Source organism: Aureimonas sp. Leaf454, from assembly GCF_001424685.1.
Taxonomy (GTDB): Bacteria; Pseudomonadota; Alphaproteobacteria; order Rhizobiales; family Rhizobiaceae; genus Plantimonas.
The window spans coordinates 15053-33015 of record NZ_LMQT01000002.1 but is presented as its reverse complement, the minus strand read 5'-3'; the positions used below and the strand labels follow the sequence as shown (position 1 = coordinate 33015).

21 protein-coding genes and 1 tRNA gene are annotated in these 17963 nt (G+C 60.8%); 12 read left to right on the top strand and 10 right to left on the bottom strand.

Annotated elements, in window-relative coordinates; translation table 11 throughout:
- Positions 1-124 precede the first annotated feature (124 nt).
- The 5 genes from ASG43_RS05110 to ASG43_RS05095 form a co-directional block, all read right to left on the bottom strand.
- Positions 125-1522, bottom strand: a complete 1398-nt coding sequence (locus tag ASG43_RS05110; RefSeq protein ID WP_082490653.1) for an autotransporter outer membrane beta-barrel domain-containing protein — start codon at positions 1520-1522, stop codon at positions 125-127.
- A gap of 237 nt (positions 1523-1759) precedes the next feature.
- A complete protein-coding gene (locus ASG43_RS22550) occupies positions 1760-1930 on the bottom strand; it encodes a hypothetical protein (RefSeq protein ID WP_156386478.1) in 171 nt (56 codons plus the stop codon).
- Positions 1931-2854: 924 nt separating this feature from the next.
- Positions 2855-2931 (bottom strand) — tRNA-Arg (locus ASG43_RS05105).
- Positions 2932-3257: 326 nt separating this feature from the next.
- Entirely contained in the window at positions 3258-4385 is a 1128-nt protein-coding gene (locus ASG43_RS05100; protein ID WP_056501272.1) for a site-specific integrase, read from the bottom strand.
- Entirely contained in the window at positions 4385-4657 is a 273-nt protein-coding gene (locus ASG43_RS05095; RefSeq protein WP_056501269.1) for an Arc family DNA-binding protein, read from the bottom strand. Before ASG43_RS05095 ends, ASG43_RS05100 begins: the two co-directional genes overlap by 1 nt.
- 100 nt (positions 4658-4757) lie before the next feature.
- On the opposite strand from ASG43_RS05095, the gene ASG43_RS05090 reads away from it, so the two are divergent.
- From ASG43_RS05090 to ASG43_RS05045, 10 genes are all read left to right on the top strand, one after another.
- Complete coding sequence (locus ASG43_RS05090) at positions 4758-4949, top strand: hypothetical protein (RefSeq protein ID WP_056501266.1); 192 nt, start codon at positions 4758-4760, stop codon at positions 4947-4949.
- A complete protein-coding gene (locus ASG43_RS05085; protein ID WP_056501263.1) occupies positions 4946-5206 on the top strand; it encodes a hypothetical protein in 261 nt (86 codons plus the stop codon). The genes ASG43_RS05090 and ASG43_RS05085 overlap by 4 nt, the downstream gene beginning before the upstream one ends.
- A gap of 153 nt (positions 5207-5359) precedes the next feature.
- Positions 5360-6160 (top strand): helix-turn-helix domain-containing protein, encoded by an 801-nt coding sequence (locus ASG43_RS05080; RefSeq protein ID WP_056501261.1) that lies wholly within the window; start codon positions 5360-5362, stop codon positions 6158-6160.
- Positions 6153-6851: a hypothetical protein gene (locus ASG43_RS05075; protein WP_056501259.1), complete on the top strand. Its 699-nt coding sequence runs from the start codon at positions 6153-6155 to the stop codon at positions 6849-6851. Before ASG43_RS05080 ends, ASG43_RS05075 begins: the two co-directional genes overlap by 8 nt.
- On the top strand, positions 6851-7030 hold the full coding sequence (locus tag ASG43_RS05070) for a hypothetical protein (RefSeq protein ID WP_056501256.1): 180 nt from the start codon (positions 6851-6853) through the stop codon (positions 7028-7030). Before ASG43_RS05075 ends, ASG43_RS05070 begins: the two co-directional genes overlap by 1 nt.
- A gap of 177 nt (positions 7031-7207) precedes the next feature.
- A complete protein-coding gene (locus ASG43_RS05065) occupies positions 7208-7504 on the top strand; it encodes a hypothetical protein (RefSeq protein WP_056501253.1) in 297 nt (98 codons plus the stop codon).
- A 1-nt stretch (position 7505) separates the two neighbouring features.
- The gene (locus tag ASG43_RS05060; protein WP_056501249.1) at positions 7506-7943 is read left to right on the top strand and encodes a hypothetical protein; all 438 of its coding nucleotides are present in this window, start codon (positions 7506-7508) and stop codon (positions 7941-7943) included.
- 7 nt (positions 7944-7950) lie between these two features.
- On the top strand, positions 7951-8235 hold the full coding sequence (locus ASG43_RS05055; protein WP_056501246.1) for a hypothetical protein: 285 nt from the start codon (positions 7951-7953) through the stop codon (positions 8233-8235).
- 680 nt (positions 8236-8915) lie between these two features.
- A complete protein-coding gene (locus tag ASG43_RS05050; RefSeq protein WP_244487990.1) occupies positions 8916-9434 on the top strand; it encodes an oxidoreductase in 519 nt (172 codons plus the stop codon).
- A 24-nt stretch (positions 9435-9458) separates the two neighbouring features.
- A complete protein-coding gene (locus ASG43_RS05045; RefSeq protein ID WP_056501245.1) occupies positions 9459-11414 on the top strand; it encodes an EAL domain-containing protein in 1956 nt (651 codons plus the stop codon).
- 210 nt (positions 11415-11624) lie between these two features.
- Here ASG43_RS05045 and ASG43_RS05040 read toward each other — a convergent pair whose 3' ends face one another.
- Positions 11625-11915: a hypothetical protein gene (locus ASG43_RS05040; RefSeq protein ID WP_056501244.1), complete on the bottom strand. Its 291-nt coding sequence runs from the start codon at positions 11913-11915 to the stop codon at positions 11625-11627.
- A 303-nt stretch (positions 11916-12218) separates the two neighbouring features.
- On the opposite strand from ASG43_RS05040, the gene ASG43_RS23220 reads away from it, so the two are divergent.
- Both ASG43_RS23220 and ASG43_RS05035 read left to right on the top strand, forming a co-directional pair.
- Complete coding sequence (locus tag ASG43_RS23220; protein WP_200939471.1) at positions 12219-12383, top strand: hypothetical protein; 165 nt, start codon at positions 12219-12221, stop codon at positions 12381-12383.
- A gap of 293 nt (positions 12384-12676) precedes the next feature.
- Complete coding sequence (locus tag ASG43_RS05035; protein WP_056501241.1) at positions 12677-12922, top strand: hypothetical protein; 246 nt, start codon at positions 12677-12679, stop codon at positions 12920-12922.
- 52 nt (positions 12923-12974) lie between these two features.
- Here ASG43_RS05035 and ASG43_RS05030 read toward each other — a convergent pair whose 3' ends face one another.
- The 4 genes from ASG43_RS05030 to ASG43_RS05015 form a co-directional block, all read right to left on the bottom strand.
- A complete protein-coding gene (locus tag ASG43_RS05030) occupies positions 12975-13340 on the bottom strand; it encodes a hypothetical protein (protein ID WP_056501238.1) in 366 nt (121 codons plus the stop codon).
- Positions 13341-13794: 454 nt separating this feature from the next.
- Positions 13795-15720 (bottom strand): methyl-accepting chemotaxis protein, encoded by a 1926-nt coding sequence (locus ASG43_RS05025; RefSeq protein ID WP_056501234.1) that lies wholly within the window; start codon positions 15718-15720, stop codon positions 13795-13797.
- A 618-nt stretch (positions 15721-16338) separates the two neighbouring features.
- Positions 16339-16878 carry a MarR family transcriptional regulator gene (locus ASG43_RS05020; protein ID WP_082490652.1) on the bottom strand — a complete coding sequence of 180 codons (540 nt, stop codon included), beginning with the start codon at positions 16876-16878 and terminating at the stop codon, positions 16339-16341.
- 156 nt (positions 16879-17034) lie between these two features.
- Positions 17035-17499, bottom strand: a complete 465-nt coding sequence (locus ASG43_RS05015) for a winged helix DNA-binding protein (protein WP_082490651.1) — start codon at positions 17497-17499, stop codon at positions 17035-17037.
- Positions 17500-17963: the final 464 nt, after the last annotated feature.

Below are 17963 nucleotides of genomic sequence, written 5' to 3'. Positions count from 1 at the left end.
CGGCCCGGCCGGTTCGGCCCTCGTTCGGAGGCACCCTCGTCAGGAAGGACCTAGAGGCTGAACCGGATCGACCAAGGTGCTGAAAACGTGATGTCGGTAGGCAGCGTCGCAAGCGCGGCGATCGTCAGAACCGTTCGGTGAACGAGAGTCGAAGCGAATGATCCTTGGCCTTCAAGGCTCCGCCCATGGTCGTGCGGTGGTCGAGCGACAGGCTGGTCGCCTTGCCCACGCTCATCTTGACGCCGGATGTCACGGGATAGAGGCTGACGTCCCGGCGGTCGGTCGCGACCCAGTAGCGTCGCGGGCCGAGGCGATGCTTGCGGTCGAAGGATGTGCTGCTGCCGCTGCCGAAATCCCGGCTCCATTCCATCGTCTGGCTGAAGGTGAGCTTGGCCTTGCCGATCGTCGCCTGCCGGGTCGCACGAAGGCCCACCGAAGAGGCGAGACGCGTCGAGGCCTGACGCCCGAAGCTCAAGGCGGGTGCGGCCTCCGTCCCCTCGCTCCGCTCCTCGAAGGGATCGAGTCGCGTGCCGGTCGCGGAGATGCTGGAGAACGGGGTGAGAGTGGTCTTTCCCCATCGCGCCGTCAGTCCCGCCGTCACCGCGGCGGTCAACTGGTGTCCCGCTCGCCGTCCTGTGGCGTGTTCGGGACCCAGTTCGCGGAGGGATCCGCCGGGTCTGGCGCGTCGCTGGCTGAAATCCAGCCGATCGAAGGAGAGAGTGGCGTCGATGAAGGCGTCTTCCGATGGGCTGTAGCTGGCATAGGCCGATACGCTTCCGGCCACGCCCCGGCTGCCGGATCCGTCCGTGCCGACCGTGCTGTCGTCGCTGGCATAGCCGAGCGCCATGCCGACGAGGAATGTCGGGGAAACGCGCAGGTCGAGCCCGCTGGCCAGGCCGACAGTGGTGAAATCGAGGATGTCCGCTCCGGTCGTCTCGAACGAGCCGACGCTGAGGAAGCCGCCGGTCCAGGCCGCCACCGGGTCATCGCCGCAGGCGACCGAGGCCTGCCGGGCCAGAGAACCGCTGCCGAGTTCGAAGCTCTGGTCACGACGATTGTCGATGATCAGCGGGTTCTGGCTTCCGCCGTCCGTCACGTCGGTGACGTTCAGCCGAAGTCCGAGGTCGATCGCATGGCAATTGGCATCCCGCAGCCCTTCGAGACGTTGACGGACATGGTCGGTCATCTGCATGGCGAAGCGGGCCGCTTCCTGCGACTGCGCGTTGACGAGGCCGACCACGTCCCCGTCGATCGGCAAATCCTCCTCGACGGGCGATTGCTGTTCCTGTGCAGAAATCGCTGCCGGATCGTCCGTGGCGACACGGCCCGTCCGATCGTCACCGGGGGCTTCGAGCACGCCGTCGTTCAGAGACTTGACCGGCAGCGAAAATCCCGTGGCGAGAGCCGCCGACGTCGACAGCCCGAAGACCACCGCGGAGAGCCGCAGCATGCGGGTTCGGAACCGGGCTGTGCTGGCGCGGCTCGCGCCGTCCCGAATGTTCGACCGTTGACGGTTCACCATCTCAGCGGATCCTTCGTGTCTTCGTCTCGCCGCTGCGAACCCGCTGGACGATCAACCTCCCGAAGCGACCTTATGAAGATGAACTGACCTGGACCTTGATCCGGAACGATGCCGCCGCATCCCCCGAGCAGCCCGGTTACCGCAAGTCCTGGCGAGAGCTTCGAAGCGGTTCACGTTCCGACGGAGACGACGGGAACGGCGAGGGTTGAGCGATCGCGAGACGATCGGACGCGATCGTCAGCCGAAGATCAACCAGCCGACGAAGCCCCAGAACACCACGCAGATCGTGAGACCGATGATGAATCCACGAGCGGACGCGAGCCGCTCCGAAGGCGTTTCGGTCCTCCGGCCCCATTCACGCAGGGCACCGAACCAGAGAAGCTGAAGCCAGAAACCGCCAGTAAGCATGATCAAAAAATTCCGTATACGGCCTTTCCAATCGACAGCCGTTGAAGCAGGGAAAATTCCAAGGGAAGGTGCTGAACGTCGAGACTGGTAACCAGGATGCCTTGTAGAATTGCTACGAACGAACCTTAACGAACGGTCATGTGCCCTGCTTCACCCATTTGGGTTAGCCGGCCGTCGATTTTGCAAGAGAAGCTTTCAAATCTCAAGACATCGTCCATGCCGGCCGCATGGATCCTGCTGCGCGGATAGGACGAAGACATCGGGGCTGCGTCACCAAGCCGACCTGGCCTGTTTGAGAATGCGTCCGAACCCGGCAGTCCACAAGATGGCGAATCGAGATCGCGCCGTGGCCTGGACACTCTTTCATCGCGATCCGACGTCGCTTTCACGCGGATTCTTCAGCGACGCCGCATGGATGGCGGTCCCGGAGCGCGCGTCCCCCATACCTCCCACCGCCAGCCTGCCCTCGCCCCGGCCTTGAGCAAGCGTCGGCCTTGCGCGGAGCACACGGGACGCCGTGCGGACCGTCGGCGAGCGGGTCAACGCGGACGTGCGAAGCCGAAAGCTCCGGATCGCCCTCCTATCCGGCTGATCGAGGTGACGATCGGGGCGCGGCGCCCTTGGAACGCGTCGATCGATCGGCGCCCGGCGAAGGCCGGTTTCCGTGATCTCGTGTCATCGTCGTCGACGCCGCGTCTCTCGCCCGCAAGCAATACGAGGCAGGCCGATCTCCACTCACCCGCCAACCCGAGCGCTCAGTGCGGCCCGGACATTTCGAAGCCGCGGAGCCCGCTGAAACCGGCAGGATCTCTCGCCGCCACCGGAATCACCGCGCAGTCCGTGCCGGAGACAAAGCGGCCACGACAGTTCGGCAAGGCTTCAGCGAACTCTCTTCCCCCGCACGTGTCAGAGGATCGAAGATGGTGGTGATCCCGACTGGATTTGAACCAGTGACCCTCAGATTAGGAATCTGATGCTCTATCCTGCTGAGCTACGGGACCACGATCTCAGGATACGGGAAAGCAACAGAGCGAACCAGCCCCAAGACGGCGGTTTCTGGCGGCCATCCCGGTGCAAGGCCGGATCGGTCCGAGCCGGTCGTTCGGCCGCATCCTGCGCCGTCGTTGGTTGGGAGACGTGGACGAACGCCAGCCCTGGGATGCGACGACGGAACCGGCGGGCTGACGACACGAGAAAAGCGAGCTAACCATTTGCAAAGACATGGTGACCCCGGCTGGATTCGAACCAGCGACCATCGGCTTAGAAGGCCTACTTTGGCCGTTGTAATCGCTACACAATCACCGCCTGTGTCGCATCCATGTTGCATTTACACCATGAGGAAGGCGGCTGCGTCGGCCATCTCCTTGCCGTCGTCCTTTCGCGGAAAGAGATGGCTGTAGACGTCGGCGGTGACGACGATCGACGAGTGTCCCATGCGCGCCTGCACGGTCTTCATGTCGAGCCCTAACCCGCCGGCCTCCTTTGGATTGATCAGCCAGGACGCATAGAAGTGCCGGAGGACGTGCAGGCCGGTGTAGCCGAGCCCGGCTTTCTTCATGGCCAAATTCAAGCCGCGGTTCACGACGTTCGCATGGGACTCGGGGTTGCCGCGGCCATTCGGGAAGACAAGCTCGCCGGGCGGACAGGCCAGCTTCCACCCCTTGAGCGTATTCACGACGACCGGTGGCACCGGCAGCGTCCGCTGGCTCGAGTGCGACTTCGTTGCGCCGACCTCGCCCCACTTGTCCGACCGCTGGCGCACCGAGATCGTGGCCTTCGCGAAGTCGACGTCCTGCCAGCGCAGCCCGCGCAGCTCGGAAGAGCGTAGGCCGCTGAAGACGGCCGTCAGCAGGATCGGGCGCCAGCGGCCGTCCAAGATACCGAGGAACGCTCTGATCTCGTCTGGCGTCGGGATGTCGACGCCTGGTTGGAGTAGCTGCTTGCTGCGCTTCTCCGATCCGTTACGCCGTCGGCTCATCTCCTTCACCGCATTGCGCGTGCAGAGGCCCCTCTCCTGCGCGTCCGACAGGATCGCGCCGAGGGCGGTGAGCGCCTTCTTGACCATCGCTGAAGAGCGCCCTTCGCCGCGCACCGTGTCGGCGAACGCTCGCACGACGGGTACGGTGATCTTCGAGAGCTTCTCGGCGCCGATGAAGGGCGTGATGTGGAGATCGAGGCGTTGCTTGTAAGCTTCGACCGTCGACCGTTCGAGGCCGGCCGCCTCGCTGGTGGCGATCCAGAGCTTGCCAGCGGCCGCTACCGTCACCGTCTCGCGATCCGTGACGTGCGTTCCCTCACGCACCTCGATCGTGGCCGTTGCAGCGAAGGCGTCGGCCTCCTTCTTTTTGGAGAACGTCTTCTGCCGGCGGACGCCCTTTGCGTCGGGATAGTCGACTATCCAGGCGGTCTTCTCTTGGCCCTTCGAATTCGTCCAGCTGCGCTTGCGGACGCTCATCAGATCATCTCCGCAAGTTCATACTCGTCGAGCAAGTCGAGCACCTGGCGGAGGCGATGCCGGGCCAGTTTGATCCGAGCTTCGGGGTTCAGCATCAGCGAAAAGGTCTCTTCTGCATCCACGCCAGCCAAGCTGCGTTCCAAACGATCGATGATCTCGGCGTTCATGCTGCGATTGTTCTTCTCGGCCGCGACTCTAAGCCGATCACGCATGCCGTCGGGCATCCTCACCTGAAAGCGTTCGGCGGCTTCGCTCGGGAATTTGTCGTCCATGAGTTTCCCATGAGTGCGATTTGACGCTAGGTGCGACTTGCACTCATCATAGTTCTGATCCATTAACAATGGGTGCGAGTTGCACTCATGGAGATGGAACATGGATAACTCAGTGGGAATCGGCCTCGACCTAGTCTGGGGGGCAGACGAAATCGGCAAGTTGATCGGCCGGACAAGGACACAGACTTTCCACCTGCTCGCCAGCGGCGAGATCCCGGCGAAGAAAGTCGGCGGCCGGTGGGTAGCGAAGCGTGACGCACTGCTGCGCTTCTTCGGCGAGGTGGCCGCATGAGCCTCGGGATCGAGATCTTCTCAGACGAGACGCTGGATCGCATCGAGACCGTCGAGCAGACGACCTTCGACACCGACGAGGCTGTCTCCGCGGCCATGACCTTCATCCGGGCCGGTGTCGCCAACGCCACGAAGGGCGGCATCACGCTCAGCGTCGCGGAGCTGCAGGCGGTGACGCTGATGCTGGAAGTCGTGAAGACGAGGAGCACCGTCGCCCGTGAAGCCGCGAGCGAGCTCAGCCTCTGGATCCACGGATGAGCGCATGTGCGAGCGATCTGTAGGACCACCCGGAAACGCGAAAGCCGCACCGAGGATCAGTCGGCACGGCTTTCAAGATGAGAAGCGGTTTTCCAGCGCTCTCTTCTCTTCTTTTTACCTGAAAATTGCTAATCGGGCAAGGGGGGCGTCGCGATGAGCGGCGACCCCTTCACCCGCGCTAAGCTCGAATGGCTCGACTGCGTGGCCGAGGATAAGGCGCTGTCCGCCGGCGCCTTCCGGCTCGCCTACCTCGTCGCCAGCCGCTTCCTCTCCCGAGAGAAGGGCTACGCCTTCCCCTCGCAGGAGACGCTTGGCGAGATCCTCGGCGCCAGCGATCGGAACGTCCGGCGCTTCACCATCGAACTGATCGAGGCAAAGTATCTCGACGTCCGGCGCGGCGGAAACGGTCGAGCCAACCGCTACCGATTGGTCGCGGCAGACCGGACATATCTGTCCGGTCTGGACGACAACGGCACCGATAGCAGACCGGACAAATCCGTCCGGTCAGGTCGAGCAGACCGGACAGATCTGTCCAACCAGACCGGACAGATTCGTCCTACTAACCCCTTTAGAGAACCCAAAGGGGGGAGCGGCGCGCCTGACGGCGCACCGGCCCGGCCCGCGCCGGTGGGCGCGGCCGGCAAGATCGGCCAAGCCTTCGAGAGATTCTGCGAGGTCTACCCCAAGCCGGTCGATCCAAAGCTGGCCTCGCTGTTCTCAGAGATCGTGCTGGCCGATCAGGCCACGGCAGAGGAGATCGTCGAAGGCGCGAGGCGCGCGGCGAAGCGCGGACAGTATGCAACAGCCCCGGCCATGTGGCTGAAGGGCAAAGGCTGGACGAAGGAACAGGAGGACAAGCCCGAGAGCCGACCGAGATCCGGCCAGCGCCGCGGCAGGCAGAGCGCACTCGACCTCATCACGGCCCGCTTTGAAAGGGAGGACCGCGATGGGTAAGGCCCTGGCGCATACGACCAAGCCTGTCGCGAACGCCGATCGATCGATGGCGCCACGCAAGGCGATGATGGCGCTGCTGAAGCTTGATGCTGATCGCACCCGATGGGCGTCGCTGCAGCAGGCAGTCAGCTCAACGACGCTTCACGAGACCGCATGGAATGACCCCAAGCGGCACATCGCCGAAGCTCATCGAGTCATGGCCGGCTTGCGCATGACGCTCGAAGAGATCGAAGCCGCAACGGAGACAGTGCAGGCGACCAACGCCACACCCTGCGGCGAGCGCCAGCTCGAGCTTCTGCTGGGTGTCCTGATCGATGCCTATGCGAACGCGAACCCTCCGAGCATCGAGGGCTACCTGAACGGCCTGTTCCTCTCGATCATGCGGGAGAACCAGCAGACCGAAGCCATTGCACACGGTCGCCCTGCCACCTTCATCTCTGATGTCGCTATGGCCGCTGCGGTCGCGCGCGCTTGGGATCAGCACAAATTCCCGCCGAGCCCTTCGGAGGTCCTGACGCTATGCAAGGCGGCGCGCGAGGACTTCAGACGCGCTCTACCAGCCCTTCGGCGGCTCGATGCGGTCAGAGGTTGGGCCGAGTCGGTGCTGATCGTCAGCGGCGAGCTGACGGATTACTCGGACGGCTACGGTGAGGGACCGGCGCTCTTGGCACAGTTCCGAGGGCTGCAGTGATGGGACAGCGCAAGCCCCTACCGTCCTACCTGCAAGCCGACGAGCTGCGGAAGCTGGCCGAGCGCGTGGCCCGCCTGACCATCTCCCGCCGTGACCCTCATCGGTTCTTCGAGGATCGATCGGAGATCGCGCACGACCTCCGTCGGCTGGCCGAGGAGGCTCGCTATGGCCGTCGATGAGCCGAAGGCCGGGGGGGGGGAGGTCGAAACTTCGGGCATCTGGGGGGTCCACCGTCACAGGGTCCCCCACGCGGAGATTGTGCGCGCGCTGTGGAAATTCCTTCGATCAAGGATCCCGCCCTCATCAAGAGCCGCCCAGGCCGGCCCGAGAGCCTGAATACACCTGAGGAGAGAACGATGGAAAAACCTACACAAAACAGAGGCCGTGGCGGCCGGCCGACGAAGCAGGCGGCGCTGCTGAAGCGCGTCGACGCAGCCGGGATCGATCCAGCCCTCGTCAACCCGCGACGTGTTCTGGCCGCCATCGCCGTCGACGCAGCCGCTCCGGCCAGCGCCCGCGTCGCTGCGGCGAAGGCACTGCTGACGGCCTCCAGCGGGCAGGCTGTCCCTGTTTCCGAGACGGCACATCAGCCGCTCGACGATCTCAGCCGCAAAGCGCTGGAGATCATTGCTCGAACAGGAAGGCCCAACTGACATGAGCGACAACCTCGCCATGCCCATCGTCGAAACCTACCGCGGCATCGGCATCCACGACTTCCAGCCGCCGGATCGGATCCAGAACGTCATTAAGCCGGCCATCGACGCAGTCTATGGGCTCAGCGATCCGCTGAAGCTTGTCGCCTTCGCCAAGGACAGTCGACAGCCTCCCGAGGCGCGCCTCTTCGCTGCAGCTCGCTGCGAGGCGATCTGGGAGCTGGCGGCGGCGAACCGCGAGATCAGGCCGAACATCGACCTTCAGTTTGTCCGAGCGATTGTGGCCGGCCTGGGTAGCCTGAAGTGGCTGCAGCCATCAGCCTACACGTCGTTGCTCGATCCTTCGCGCGACACTATTCGCCGTGATCCTGAAAATGCCGAACGCGCTGAGCGGGCTCGAGAGTTTGCAGCGAGACAGACACGAGCAACAGTGAGCTGAGGCGACGATGGCCATCCAGCACAACACTCCCGTACTGATGCGTGATGCCGAGGTCATCAGCCTGAAGGAGGCCGCTTATCGATCCGGACGATCGGAGAAGACGATCTCCCGTTGGTGCGTCAGCGATGGCATCGGGCGCCGCTCTTCGCCAAGCGCTCCATGGGAGATCTCGGCAGTTGCGCTGGAAGCGAAGCGTTATGGCGATCAAGCGGCACTCGAAGCGTTACGCAGAGGCGAGTTCGGTGCAGATACGGTGCGGCGGTACGTGGAGCTGCTTGGGCTCGTTGACTGACTTCGTAGCGGTGGAGTCTAGAGAACGAGCATGCGAGAAGCGCGGCCGCTCGGATTATCTCGTCGTTAGGGTCTAACACCCGCTGCGGGAGAAGCGCCTCGGTCTCGTCGTCCGCCGGCTGGACCGGCTTTTCACTGTGCGCCGGGCCGTGTGGCGAGAGGAGACGTAGGTATGATCTGCCTACCTGAGCTCTACATCTGGCGGAAGGATCGCTGGACGCCGGGGGTCAACGCCCAGCCACAGGCGGTTGGCCTGGAAGGGGCATAACAGACCAGCCGCTTCTCAGGAGCACGCTGTTGGTTTATTAGTTAAGATCTGAACGCGATATGGATGCGGCTTCTTGCCTTTGACGCTTAGCCCGATTGTGGGCGAGATCTTGCGATCGTAGATGCAGATCAGACCTCCACATTATTAGCCATCGCCGGCAAGGTGCCGAAAGCAGCTCCTCAACCCGCTGGACGCAAGAACTCATGTCCATTTTCGACACGTACCGTGCCGCCGTCCTGGTGCTTGCCAAGTGGCGTCGAGGTGAGCCCGAGCCCGACATCGTTGCCGATAACAACTGTGGCAGACGCGGAATGTCGAGAGAGCGCCTGATAATATGTCCTGAGAAAAGGTCATGAAGTATCAAGAGGTTTCACGCCATATTCGATAGGCAACCTTCATAAAGGCGCCTCGTCATGTCGCAGATTTCCCGTCGCTCTCTGCTGACGCTGGCCGCCGCGGCCCTCACGTTAATGGATCACGCTGCCATCGCGGCCTCCCTCAGCATACCGTCCGGAAAGACGATTCTAAAGGTCGGCGGATCGATTACGGAACACAATGCTGGCGACGAGGCGATCTTCGATCTTGCCATGCTTGAGGCGCTCGGCACCGCTAGATTTGCCACCGCAACGCCATGGACTGATAGCCGCGCGACGTGGGAAGGCGTTCCGCTCGTTACGTTGATGACCGCGGTCGGTGCCTCCGGCAAAACCATCCGCGCCACCGCTCTTAACGATTATGTCGTCGACGTGCCGTTGGTCGGCCTCGCCGAGGACGGTGCGATCCTCGCCTTCCGGCGCGACGGCCAGCTCATGCCGATCAGCGACAAGGGTCCGCTTTTCATCCTCTATCCGTTTGATGACGAGACGCGCCTGCAGAACCAGAGCTTCTACATGCGCTGCGCTTGGCAAGTCGCTCGTCTCGACATCATCTGACTGCCAACAAGCCGGACACTTCTTATGCCGAAGCATCAGAACAAATGGGAGTATCCACTCCTAGCCGGAACGGCGGGCCTTGGCATCGCGGCCGTGTCGATGCTCTTTTCAAGCGTTCAGTACATAAACGGCATCTCTCGCTCGGCCGAGAACAACGTCGTCTATGAGGTATTGACCACGGCACCCGAGCTGGCGCGGCTGCAGATGACCGTAGCGGCGCGCTTCCTGCCGGAAAGCCCGGTTACAGACGACGACGTCGCTTTACGCTTTGGTATTCTCGAAAACCGGATGGTGGTGCTCGGCACGGCGGAGTCGCGACGGCTTCGCCAGGACGGAGACGAGGCTATCGCACTCATCGAGCGCATGCAGAAGACGGTGCGCGAAATCTCGCCGCGCATGCAACATCTGAAGACGTCCGCCGACGCTGTGGCGATCCTTTCGGCGATCGAGCCGTTGAACACGGCGGCCGCACAGCTTGCGGCCCTGACGACATCGAGCTCGTCGGGCCGCATTGCGGAGAATCGAGCCAAGCTAATTGGCATCTTCTGGCAGCTGCTATCGGAAATCCTCGGCCTCCTGATCTGTGGCATCCTCCTGATCGCACTCCTCAGGCGCGCCCGGCGCGTGGCGCGGCATAGCGCCAGCTCCGATGTCCTAACGGGCCTTCCCAATCGCCTATCATTCAATTCGACGCTGTCCGAGGAGTTCGGACGTGGCAATGAAACGGGTTCGCTGATCGTGATGATGATCGATCTCGATCACTTCAAGCACGTCAACGATACGCTTGGTCACGCGGCTGGCGACCAGCTCTTGAGCCTCGCCGCCACTCGGCTGTTGACGGCGGTCCCCGAAGCGCTTCTCTTCGCGCGCCTCGGTGGCGACGAGTTCGCCGCTATCTTCCGCGAAACTGATGCCGAGCGTTTTGCTGTAGATGTGGCCCAACGGATGTTGGAGACGCTACACCAGCCGTTCGATCTCTTCGGTAGCCTCGTGACGGCGAGCGGCAGCCTGGGCATTGCTATCGCTAGCCCAGACGACCTCGGCTCGGACGATCTGATGAAGAACGCCGATCTCGCTCTCTACGCTGTCAAGGACGCGACGCGTGGCGCTTATCGGCTGTATCACCCCGCCTTAAAGCAAGCGTATCTCGATCGCCAAATCTTGGCGAGCGACCTCGAGAGAGCGCTCGAGAAGGACGAGCTCGAACTTCATTTTCAGCCGGTCGTGTCGCTCGGCAGCGGACGGACGAGCGGATTCGAGGCGCTGCTGCGTTGGAAGCACGCGACGCGCGGTCGCATCTCGCCGGCCGAATTCATCCCCATCGCAGAGGAGACCGGTTTCATCCTGCCGATCGGCCGATGGGTCATCGCCGATGCTTGCGCCACCGCCGCGACTTGGCCAGACGATATCTCGATCGCGGTCAATCTCTCCGCCCGTCAGTTCGGCGATCCGCAGCTGAAGGCCTCGATCGTCTCCGCTCTATCCAAACACGGCCTTCGTCCGTCGCGACTGACGCTGGAAATCACTGAATCGGTGCTGATCCAGAATGACCACATCGTCCTCGCGACTCTGAACGATCTTCGCGCGATCGGCGTGCGCATCTCACTTGACGACTTCGGCACCGGCTACGCTTCGCTAAGCTACCTAACGCGCTTTCCCTTCGACGCGATCAAGATAGATCAGTCCTTTGTGCGGTGTTCCACAGGAGAAGAGGACAGCCTGATCATCGTCCAGACGATTTGCGAACTCGCTGCGAAGCTCGGACTCTCAACGGTGGCGGAGGGGATTGAGACCGAAGAGCAGCTCGCGGCGATCCGAGCAACCGGATGCGACGAAGGCCAGGGCTACCTCTTTGACCGGCCGCTCCCTGCGTCAGAGTGCGCGACACGGATCGCACTGGAACAACTGTCCTGGGTTCGGGAAGGCGCGACGGCTGCGCTCAATACCATTGCATCAATCCCACGCCCCGCCGAAATCTGACTGCCGTTTCGATCGCGAGCTAACTGCAGGACGGCACATAAGGTCTCGTCACGGCCTGCTTTCAGGGTGCTCGGATGCGGAGGGGCTTTTGCGACGCACCCGATCCTGGCATATGCGCTGTTAAATAAAACGCTGTTGTCAGCCGCATATCGGACGACGGTACATGTAAATACACTCCTTTACGTTGACGCTTGTAAATAATACAAATAATTAACGTGATGCAACGATCTGAGGCTCAGCGTCGAAAGTGACGAGCAGCTTGCCCGACCGTGTGACCGACCAGTCGATCGTTTCGGATTGCTCAAAAACTTCCTCGTCGATCTCCTTGCAGGCACCGTAGACCTTCTCTTGGCCCGCACCACCGAGGCGAATTTGGAGTCCAAGCTCCTGCTGGCACTCATCGGTGCTCTCATAGGCTGCTATGGGAACGGGCAGCTTATGGCAGCTGCTAGCATCAGCATTGCACCCAACGAGCAACATGAAAGCGGCGATGTGTTCCACGGCTGCGGCTCCAAGCTTGGGAGTTCATTGGCAGCACCTCAGCGCTGCGCCATGTCACGGTTATCTGCATCGGCCGTTTCTCTCGGATTTCCTCGGTGTGACACGTCTCGGCTTTTTGGCTTCGAAGCAGTTCCGGCTGAAAGTGCGATGACCGGAGCCGCGACCTGATAGCGGGTAGTGGTGAGGTCTGCCGGTTGCGAGGCTGCTTGTTCCCTAATGGAACGATGAAGGGATGAAGCAGCTTGCTCTGGAGAATAGCGACGGAGCGATCCTATGCCCCCGAGGCGACCGGCTACCGATGAGATGACGCTGGACGAACTCGGCATTGCCGACATCGACTGCGCGTTCGACCCGGACGACCTTTTAGAGGGACCTGCTGTCGCTGTGATCGATGATCCCGCTGACCAGGATGCAGGCGAAGACGACGAACTGCCCATCATCAATGACGAGCTGCTTAAGCCACTGTAGGCATACGTCCATACGAGCTGGATGATCGCTGGACGCCGAGGACGACGTCCAGCTATAGGCGGCTGGCCTGGAAGGGACATAACAGACCAGCCGCTTCTCGGGATCACGAGGCACCGTTTAGAGGGTGGGCTCTGAACGCTGGATGAAGGTGAGGCTTTGCATTTGATACGGTGCCGGCGCGGTATTCAGTGCTCGCCGAGCAAGGATGACGACGCGGCGTGAGGGTTTCCTTACAGCTCAAATGATACAGTTCATGAGCTAGCGTTCTTGCCCGCCCTTCTCCGTGATGTCCAATGCCGCTTTTCCGTTTTGAGGTCCGTACCCCAACCCACGTGATGCTCACGCATGGTATGGAGCTAGCAGACCACACAGCAGCACGCGTCGAGGCGGCCAAGCGTATCGGCACATTGTTGCATGACCATGCTGGAGAGGTCTGGCTCGATCAGGAATGGCAGATGGACGTCACCAATGAAACGGGCCTCCTCCTGTACGTTATCCAGGTGAACACGATGAAGTCCGCCGCGACGCAGGGTAGTTAGAAGCGGAGCGGCACTCCTGCGATCGTATCTCCCGCCGAGGCAAACAGGTCGTTCAGAAGAACTCCATTTCCCCGGAGTTCGGCCCTGCGGCTCGCATTTCTGACATAGGACCAGCGACTTCGCCGCGAAGACGGTTCTTGAGGTCACTCAACGTGACCAGGGCCAAAGGCTCCTCCAGATCCATGGCCAGCGTCTCGGGCAACTCAGTCGCCAACCCAGCTAGGAAGTCTGACAGGTTAGCTAGGATCTGCTGAGACAGGTCAATCCTCTGCGCTGTGGACACGAAAGCGGAGCTCATAGAAGGAGCTTTGTCGCCATGGCTAAATGCGAGCTCATGGAACTCGTCTGTTGCCGCAGCGAGAGCATCAAGCTCGTAGGACATGCGCTTGAGGGTGTCTGCGACGGACGTTTTGGGCATGTGTAGCTCATGCGATGAGAAAGAATAAGGCTTCAGGACAGCCCAATGCCGCCGAAGACGGTTGCCCGTTTCGAATGGCAGCAGCCTCCCGCAGCGGATTGATAGCCCACCTTCTCGCACGATTATTAAGATGCAGTAGCAAGAGGTTTGAACGGAACATGTCCGCAGTGAGCTTCTTACAGCGTACTAGTGAGAACCGGACATCAACGCGTGGTCAATCTGTTATAGATGATTTCGTTATCCAGTTAGTTCTGATTGTTTCGATAAGGCATTCTGGGGCCCACAAAACTGGTGTAGCAGGCCTATGATCGAACTCAACCAGTGAGACTAGACGCGTAGCGAGGTCAACCTCGAGCTGGTGAGGCCATGCCGATGCCGCCGCTTTCGGAACAGTAAAAAGGCCCGCCGCGGACGAACCGGACGGGCCTCTTTTCACTTGAAATGATGGGAGCGCTTAGAACTCCGACCACTCCTCATCAGCAGCTGAAGGCTTCGTTACGGCGCCGCCTGCTCCGGTCGTGCGCATCTGAACGATGGACACCGGTCTCCGTTGCGTGGCAGGCACACGCGACGGAGAAGCGGCAACGGTCCTACTTCCGCGGGTGCGGAACCGGCTGATCAGCGTTGCCAGCTCGTCTGTTTCGCTGGAGAGCGTCTGAGCCGCAGCGGTGGTCTCCTCCACCATGGCGGCATTCTGCTGCGTAACCTTGTCCATGTTGTCGGCGGCCATCGAGACCTCCTTCAGGCTCAGCGACTGCTCCCGAGCGGCCTGCGCCATCTGCGTGATGATCTCCGCGACGCCGCCGACCTGCGTCACAATCTGCTCCAGGCTCTGACCTGACGCCGAGACAAGTTCGACACCCTGCTCGACCTGAGCCGAGGACGTGGCGATGAGGCCCTTGATCTCCTTGGCCGCTTCAGCCGAGCGCTGGGCGAGACCACGCACTTCCTGAGCGACCACCGCAAAGCCGCGTCCCGCCTCACCCGCACGGGCTGCTTCAACGCCAGCATTCAGAGCGAGGAGGTTTGTCTGGAAAGCGATCTCGTCGATGACACCGATGATCTGGCCGATCTTGGCAGACGATGCCTCGATCTCCGACATTGCAGCAACTGCACGGTTGACAACTTCGCCGCCCTTTTCAGCTTCCTTCTGGGCTAGGAAGGCAGCTGCTCGTGCGTCCTCTGCGCTTTGGGCTGTCTGGCCGACGCCCCGCGTCACATCAGCCAATGCAGCTACGGTCTGCTCTAGGCTCGCCGCCTGCTGCTCCGTGCGCTGCGACAGATCGCCAGCCGCGACGGTGATCTCCCCCAGGCCAGTCTTCATGCTGCCGACTGCGGAGACGACAGATCCAATCGTCTCCTCCAACTGGGCAACGGAGCTGTTGAATTCTGCACGAATAGGCTCGAACTCCGGGGCGACGGACTGGTGCATGCGCGTGGTGAGATCACCGGACGACAGGCCATTGAAGCCTGCTTCGACGGCATGGACGAAGACCTTGAGGTCCTCTGCCTTGGCATTGTCGATGGCGGACTGATGATTGCGCTGGGCTTCCTGGGCAGAGCGGCTGGATGCGGCCTCTTCCTCAAGACGGGCCTGCTGGATCGCCGCCTCCTTGAAGGTGAGGACAGTGGCAGCCATTGCGCCGACTTCATCCTTGCGACCAACCGCTGGAATGTCGATGGACCGATCCCCTCGCGATAGCTTCTCCATGGCATCTCGCAGTCCAGTGATCGGCCCTGCGATCCCACGGGACAGAAGGAAGCCAGCGCCGATCGCCAAGAGAGCGAGCAAGCTGATACCGCTCCCCAAGGTGAAGACGCTGCTTTCGTAGGCCCCTTGTTGTTTTTGAGCGTTGGTTTCCGCTTGCTCCTTTTTAATAGAGATCAGCCCGTCAATCGCTTCTTCAGTGGGGTCGATGAGAGCGGAAGCCGCATTCGATGTCGGGAGCGAGCGAGCTGCATCAAGCGTCATTGGATTGGAAGCCATCTGAACGGCTTTGTCGGCAATCTCTCGTTGCCAATTCGTGGCGCCTGAAGTGGCTTTATCGGCCAGAAGTTTCGCTTCAGGAGTGTCGGAAGAGATCGCAACAAGCTTAGCGACATGACCATCGAAGGAAGCTCGGTGCTTCTTGATCTTGTCGGTGTAGATGGGGTCGAGTGTCAGGAGATACCCGCGAAGCGAGTTCTCCACCCGTGACAGCGCCCCACGTGCTTCGATTGCCTCACGCCAACCGAGGTTTACCTGTCTGTTCTGAACTCTAACATCTTCGATTGAGCTCAACTTGCTGTAAAGAAGACCCCCCATAGCGACAACGCCGATCAGCAGAGTGCCGAACGAGAGTGACAGTTTTCTGGAGATCTTGAGGTTTTGAAATGACATAGCGCTGAGGTCCGAAAGAGATAGGTCGCGTCAAAATGCACCTCAACCGTTAACGTTAAATTTTTGTGCCGCTGCAGAAGGCTTGCCAATCATCCCGGCAAGCGTCGTCGGTGTAGGAAAGTTGCCGAAACTCTTCCTTCACCATCGCTGAGCATGATCGCGTCACATCGAGGCGCGTAGCGTTTTGCCTTGATCGCATCAGCGGCGGCGCGACATCCATACCATCGCGTTCTGCCGCCGCACCTTCGTCGGCACAAAGTTAGCGCGCTTATTTCCCGGCAAACAACTGATTATACGTAATAATATTGGCAGCGAGGCTGCGAACGAATATCCTATAACGGCCTTGGCTTCGGGCAATTTCCGCCTGAACGGGCCGGAGAAATCACGTGAGCATCAGTGAGATTGTCGCTGCCTACGAGGCAGAGGAGATCGATGGCGTGTCTGCTATGGAGCTGGCAGCTGTGGCTCGATCATCGAGCTATATGAGATAGCGGCTGATGAGGAAGAACGAGTACCCTTCCTCCACCTGGTTGCTTGATATTCGCAACCCCCCCCAGGGGCCCTTCCCCCTTCATCGCATCGGGGCTGTTTAGCGTTTTGGCCTCGATCGCATCGGCTTCAGCGAAGCCTCATCAGGCGCGCTCGAAGGATCTGTGCCACCGTATCCAACGTCTGGATGATCGCTTCGGCATCGCCTGCAAAAGCTGCAACCAACTCCTTCTCCAGCTTCTCTCGCATGGCAAGAAGGCGACTTCGAGCATCCAACCCAGCTGGTGTGATCCGCACCATGGTTTGGCGTTGGTCACTGACGCCCTTAACTCGCTGGACCATTCCTCGTTCGACAAGCCGATCCATCATCTTCGACACCGTTGATGGGCGCACGCAAAGCGCATCCGCCACTTTCGATACGGAGGTCGACACACGCTCATCCAGGGCCAGCAGCAGTTCGTCCTGTCCGTTGTGAAAGCCGAGTTCCTGCAGCTTGAGCTGTGTGAGAGCCCGCGTGCTCTTCGAAATGGAAAGGAGAGCTGAAACAAGCTCAGTCTTGTGCTCTGTGGCAGTGATTGCGCTTTTAGAAGGCACAGGGCTAGCGCTTGTCACTGTTTGGATCTTTTTCGAAACAGGTCGAAGATCGTTAGATTGCGCAATGGTGCCCATGAAAGTTTCCCAGCTCGTTCAAGGTTGAAGATGCGTGATCGAACCGGCAACCACTTCGTCACTCAGGACAAGCGGTAGACGCGAAAGAGATCCCGTAAGGGTTTCGTGCGGGCAACAGGTCATCGAGATAGCCGAGCACCGGCACGAAGGCCGATCCTAGCGGAGCCGCTTCAGCCGGTTCATGAGTTGGGTTTGACACTGCATAAGGCTTGCAGCCATGCTGCGATGGAGGTCCTCGTCCAAGCTCTTCACGAGGTCTTCCTCAAGCTCTTTACGCAGTCGAATGACACGCCTTTGTGCGATGCTGCCCGCAGCTGTTATCCGAATGATGGTGCGGCGACCGTCTTCGGGGTCGCCGACCTTCTCTATCAAGCCCCTATCGACCAGCCGATCCAGCATCTTGGAAACGGTCGACGGACGAATGGCTAACTGATCCGCGATAGAGCTAGCCATCGTACCCTTCTCATCAACCGCCATCAGAAGCTCGTCCTGACCATTGTAGAAGCCGAGCTTTGCCAATTTCAGCCCGTGCAGAGCACGCATCGTTTTGGAGATGGAGATCAGCAGCGGCACCAATTCTGGAGTGGCTAGAGACATATGGGAAGAATGCGCAGTCGACATTGGGTGCCCTCCAACTGAGACTTCACGGACCTGCGAAAACAGCGTGATCTTACGCTTCCGGCTATCGACCTGTATACAAACAATTGAGTTGCATAGAAGTGGATTGTAGATACACGCCGCTGCAAGCCTCGCTGCCTTGGTTCCTCTGCCGTGCTTGAGCCTGATTGTCTTTTTTCCTCAGCGCGTCACGACCCCGTCATAGGTTTCAGCGAGGACAGCCCGCCGTTCGACCCCACAATCCAAGGCTGAGAGACATGAACGACAATGGTGCCACACTTCCCGTCCTCTCCGAGGAGGCACGTGAAACCCTTTGACGCCTTCAAAGCCGGCTCATCCTCGACCGCTTCTCGGAGGAAGCCGCGGGCGAACTTGCGTCGCTCGGGTACGCGACGAGGCGTAGCTTCCTTTTAAGCCTTACGGATAGCGGCATGCTCGCCGCTCGCAGGCTTGGTACTACCATCACG

What these genes read in the sequence shown, in the direction of transcription:
- ASG43_RS05075 (WP_056501259.1), top strand. Translation starts at nt 6,153, where the DNA reads ATGGGTAAGGCCCTGGCGCATACGACCAAGCCTGTCGCGAACGCCGAT.
- ASG43_RS05095 (WP_056501269.1), bottom strand. Translation starts at nt 4,657, where the DNA reads ATGGACGACAAATTCCCGAGCGAAGCCGCCGAACGCTTTCAGGTGAGG.
- ASG43_RS05015 (WP_082490651.1), bottom strand. Translation starts at nt 17,499, where the DNA reads ATGTCGACTGCGCATTCTTCCCATATGTCTCTAGCCACTCCAGAATTG.
- ASG43_RS05030 (WP_056501238.1), bottom strand. Translation starts at nt 13,340, where the DNA reads ATGCCCAAAACGTCCGTCGCAGACACCCTCAAGCGCATGTCCTACGAG.
- ASG43_RS05080 (WP_056501261.1), top strand. Translation starts at nt 5,360, where the DNA reads ATGAGCGGCGACCCCTTCACCCGCGCTAAGCTCGAATGGCTCGACTGC.
- ASG43_RS05025 (WP_056501234.1), bottom strand. Translation starts at nt 15,720, where the DNA reads ATGTCATTTCAAAACCTCAAGATCTCCAGAAAACTGTCACTCTCGTTC.
- ASG43_RS05070 (WP_056501256.1), top strand. Translation starts at nt 6,851, where the DNA reads ATGGGACAGCGCAAGCCCCTACCGTCCTACCTGCAAGCCGACGAGCTG.
- ASG43_RS05055 (WP_056501246.1), top strand. Translation starts at nt 7,951, where the DNA reads ATGGCCATCCAGCACAACACTCCCGTACTGATGCGTGATGCCGAGGTC.
- ASG43_RS05100 (WP_056501272.1), bottom strand. Translation starts at nt 4,385, where the DNA reads ATGAGCGTCCGCAAGCGCAGCTGGACGAATTCGAAGGGCCAAGAGAAG.
- ASG43_RS05060 (WP_056501249.1), top strand. Translation starts at nt 7,506, where the DNA reads ATGAGCGACAACCTCGCCATGCCCATCGTCGAAACCTACCGCGGCATC.
- ASG43_RS05085 (WP_056501263.1), top strand. Translation starts at nt 4,946, where the DNA reads ATGAGCCTCGGGATCGAGATCTTCTCAGACGAGACGCTGGATCGCATC.
- ASG43_RS05065 (WP_056501253.1), top strand. Translation starts at nt 7,208, where the DNA reads ATGGAAAAACCTACACAAAACAGAGGCCGTGGCGGCCGGCCGACGAAG.
- ASG43_RS05035 (WP_056501241.1), top strand. Translation starts at nt 12,677, where the DNA reads ATGCCGCTTTTCCGTTTTGAGGTCCGTACCCCAACCCACGTGATGCTC.
- ASG43_RS22550 (WP_156386478.1), bottom strand. Translation starts at nt 1,930, where the DNA reads ATGCTTACTGGCGGTTTCTGGCTTCAGCTTCTCTGGTTCGGTGCCCTG.
- ASG43_RS05110 (WP_082490653.1), bottom strand. Translation starts at nt 1,522, where the DNA reads ATGGTGAACCGTCAACGGTCGAACATTCGGGACGGCGCGAGCCGCGCC.
- ASG43_RS05050 (WP_244487990.1), top strand. Translation starts at nt 8,916, where the DNA reads ATGTCGCAGATTTCCCGTCGCTCTCTGCTGACGCTGGCCGCCGCGGCC.
- ASG43_RS05020 (WP_082490652.1), bottom strand. Translation starts at nt 16,878, where the DNA reads ATGGGCACCATTGCGCAATCTAACGATCTTCGACCTGTTTCGAAAAAG.
- ASG43_RS05045 (WP_056501245.1), top strand. Translation starts at nt 9,459, where the DNA reads ATGCCGAAGCATCAGAACAAATGGGAGTATCCACTCCTAGCCGGAACG.
- ASG43_RS05090 (WP_056501266.1), top strand. Translation starts at nt 4,758, where the DNA reads ATGGATAACTCAGTGGGAATCGGCCTCGACCTAGTCTGGGGGGCAGAC.
- ASG43_RS23220 (WP_200939471.1), top strand. Translation starts at nt 12,219, where the DNA reads ATGACGCTGGACGAACTCGGCATTGCCGACATCGACTGCGCGTTCGAC.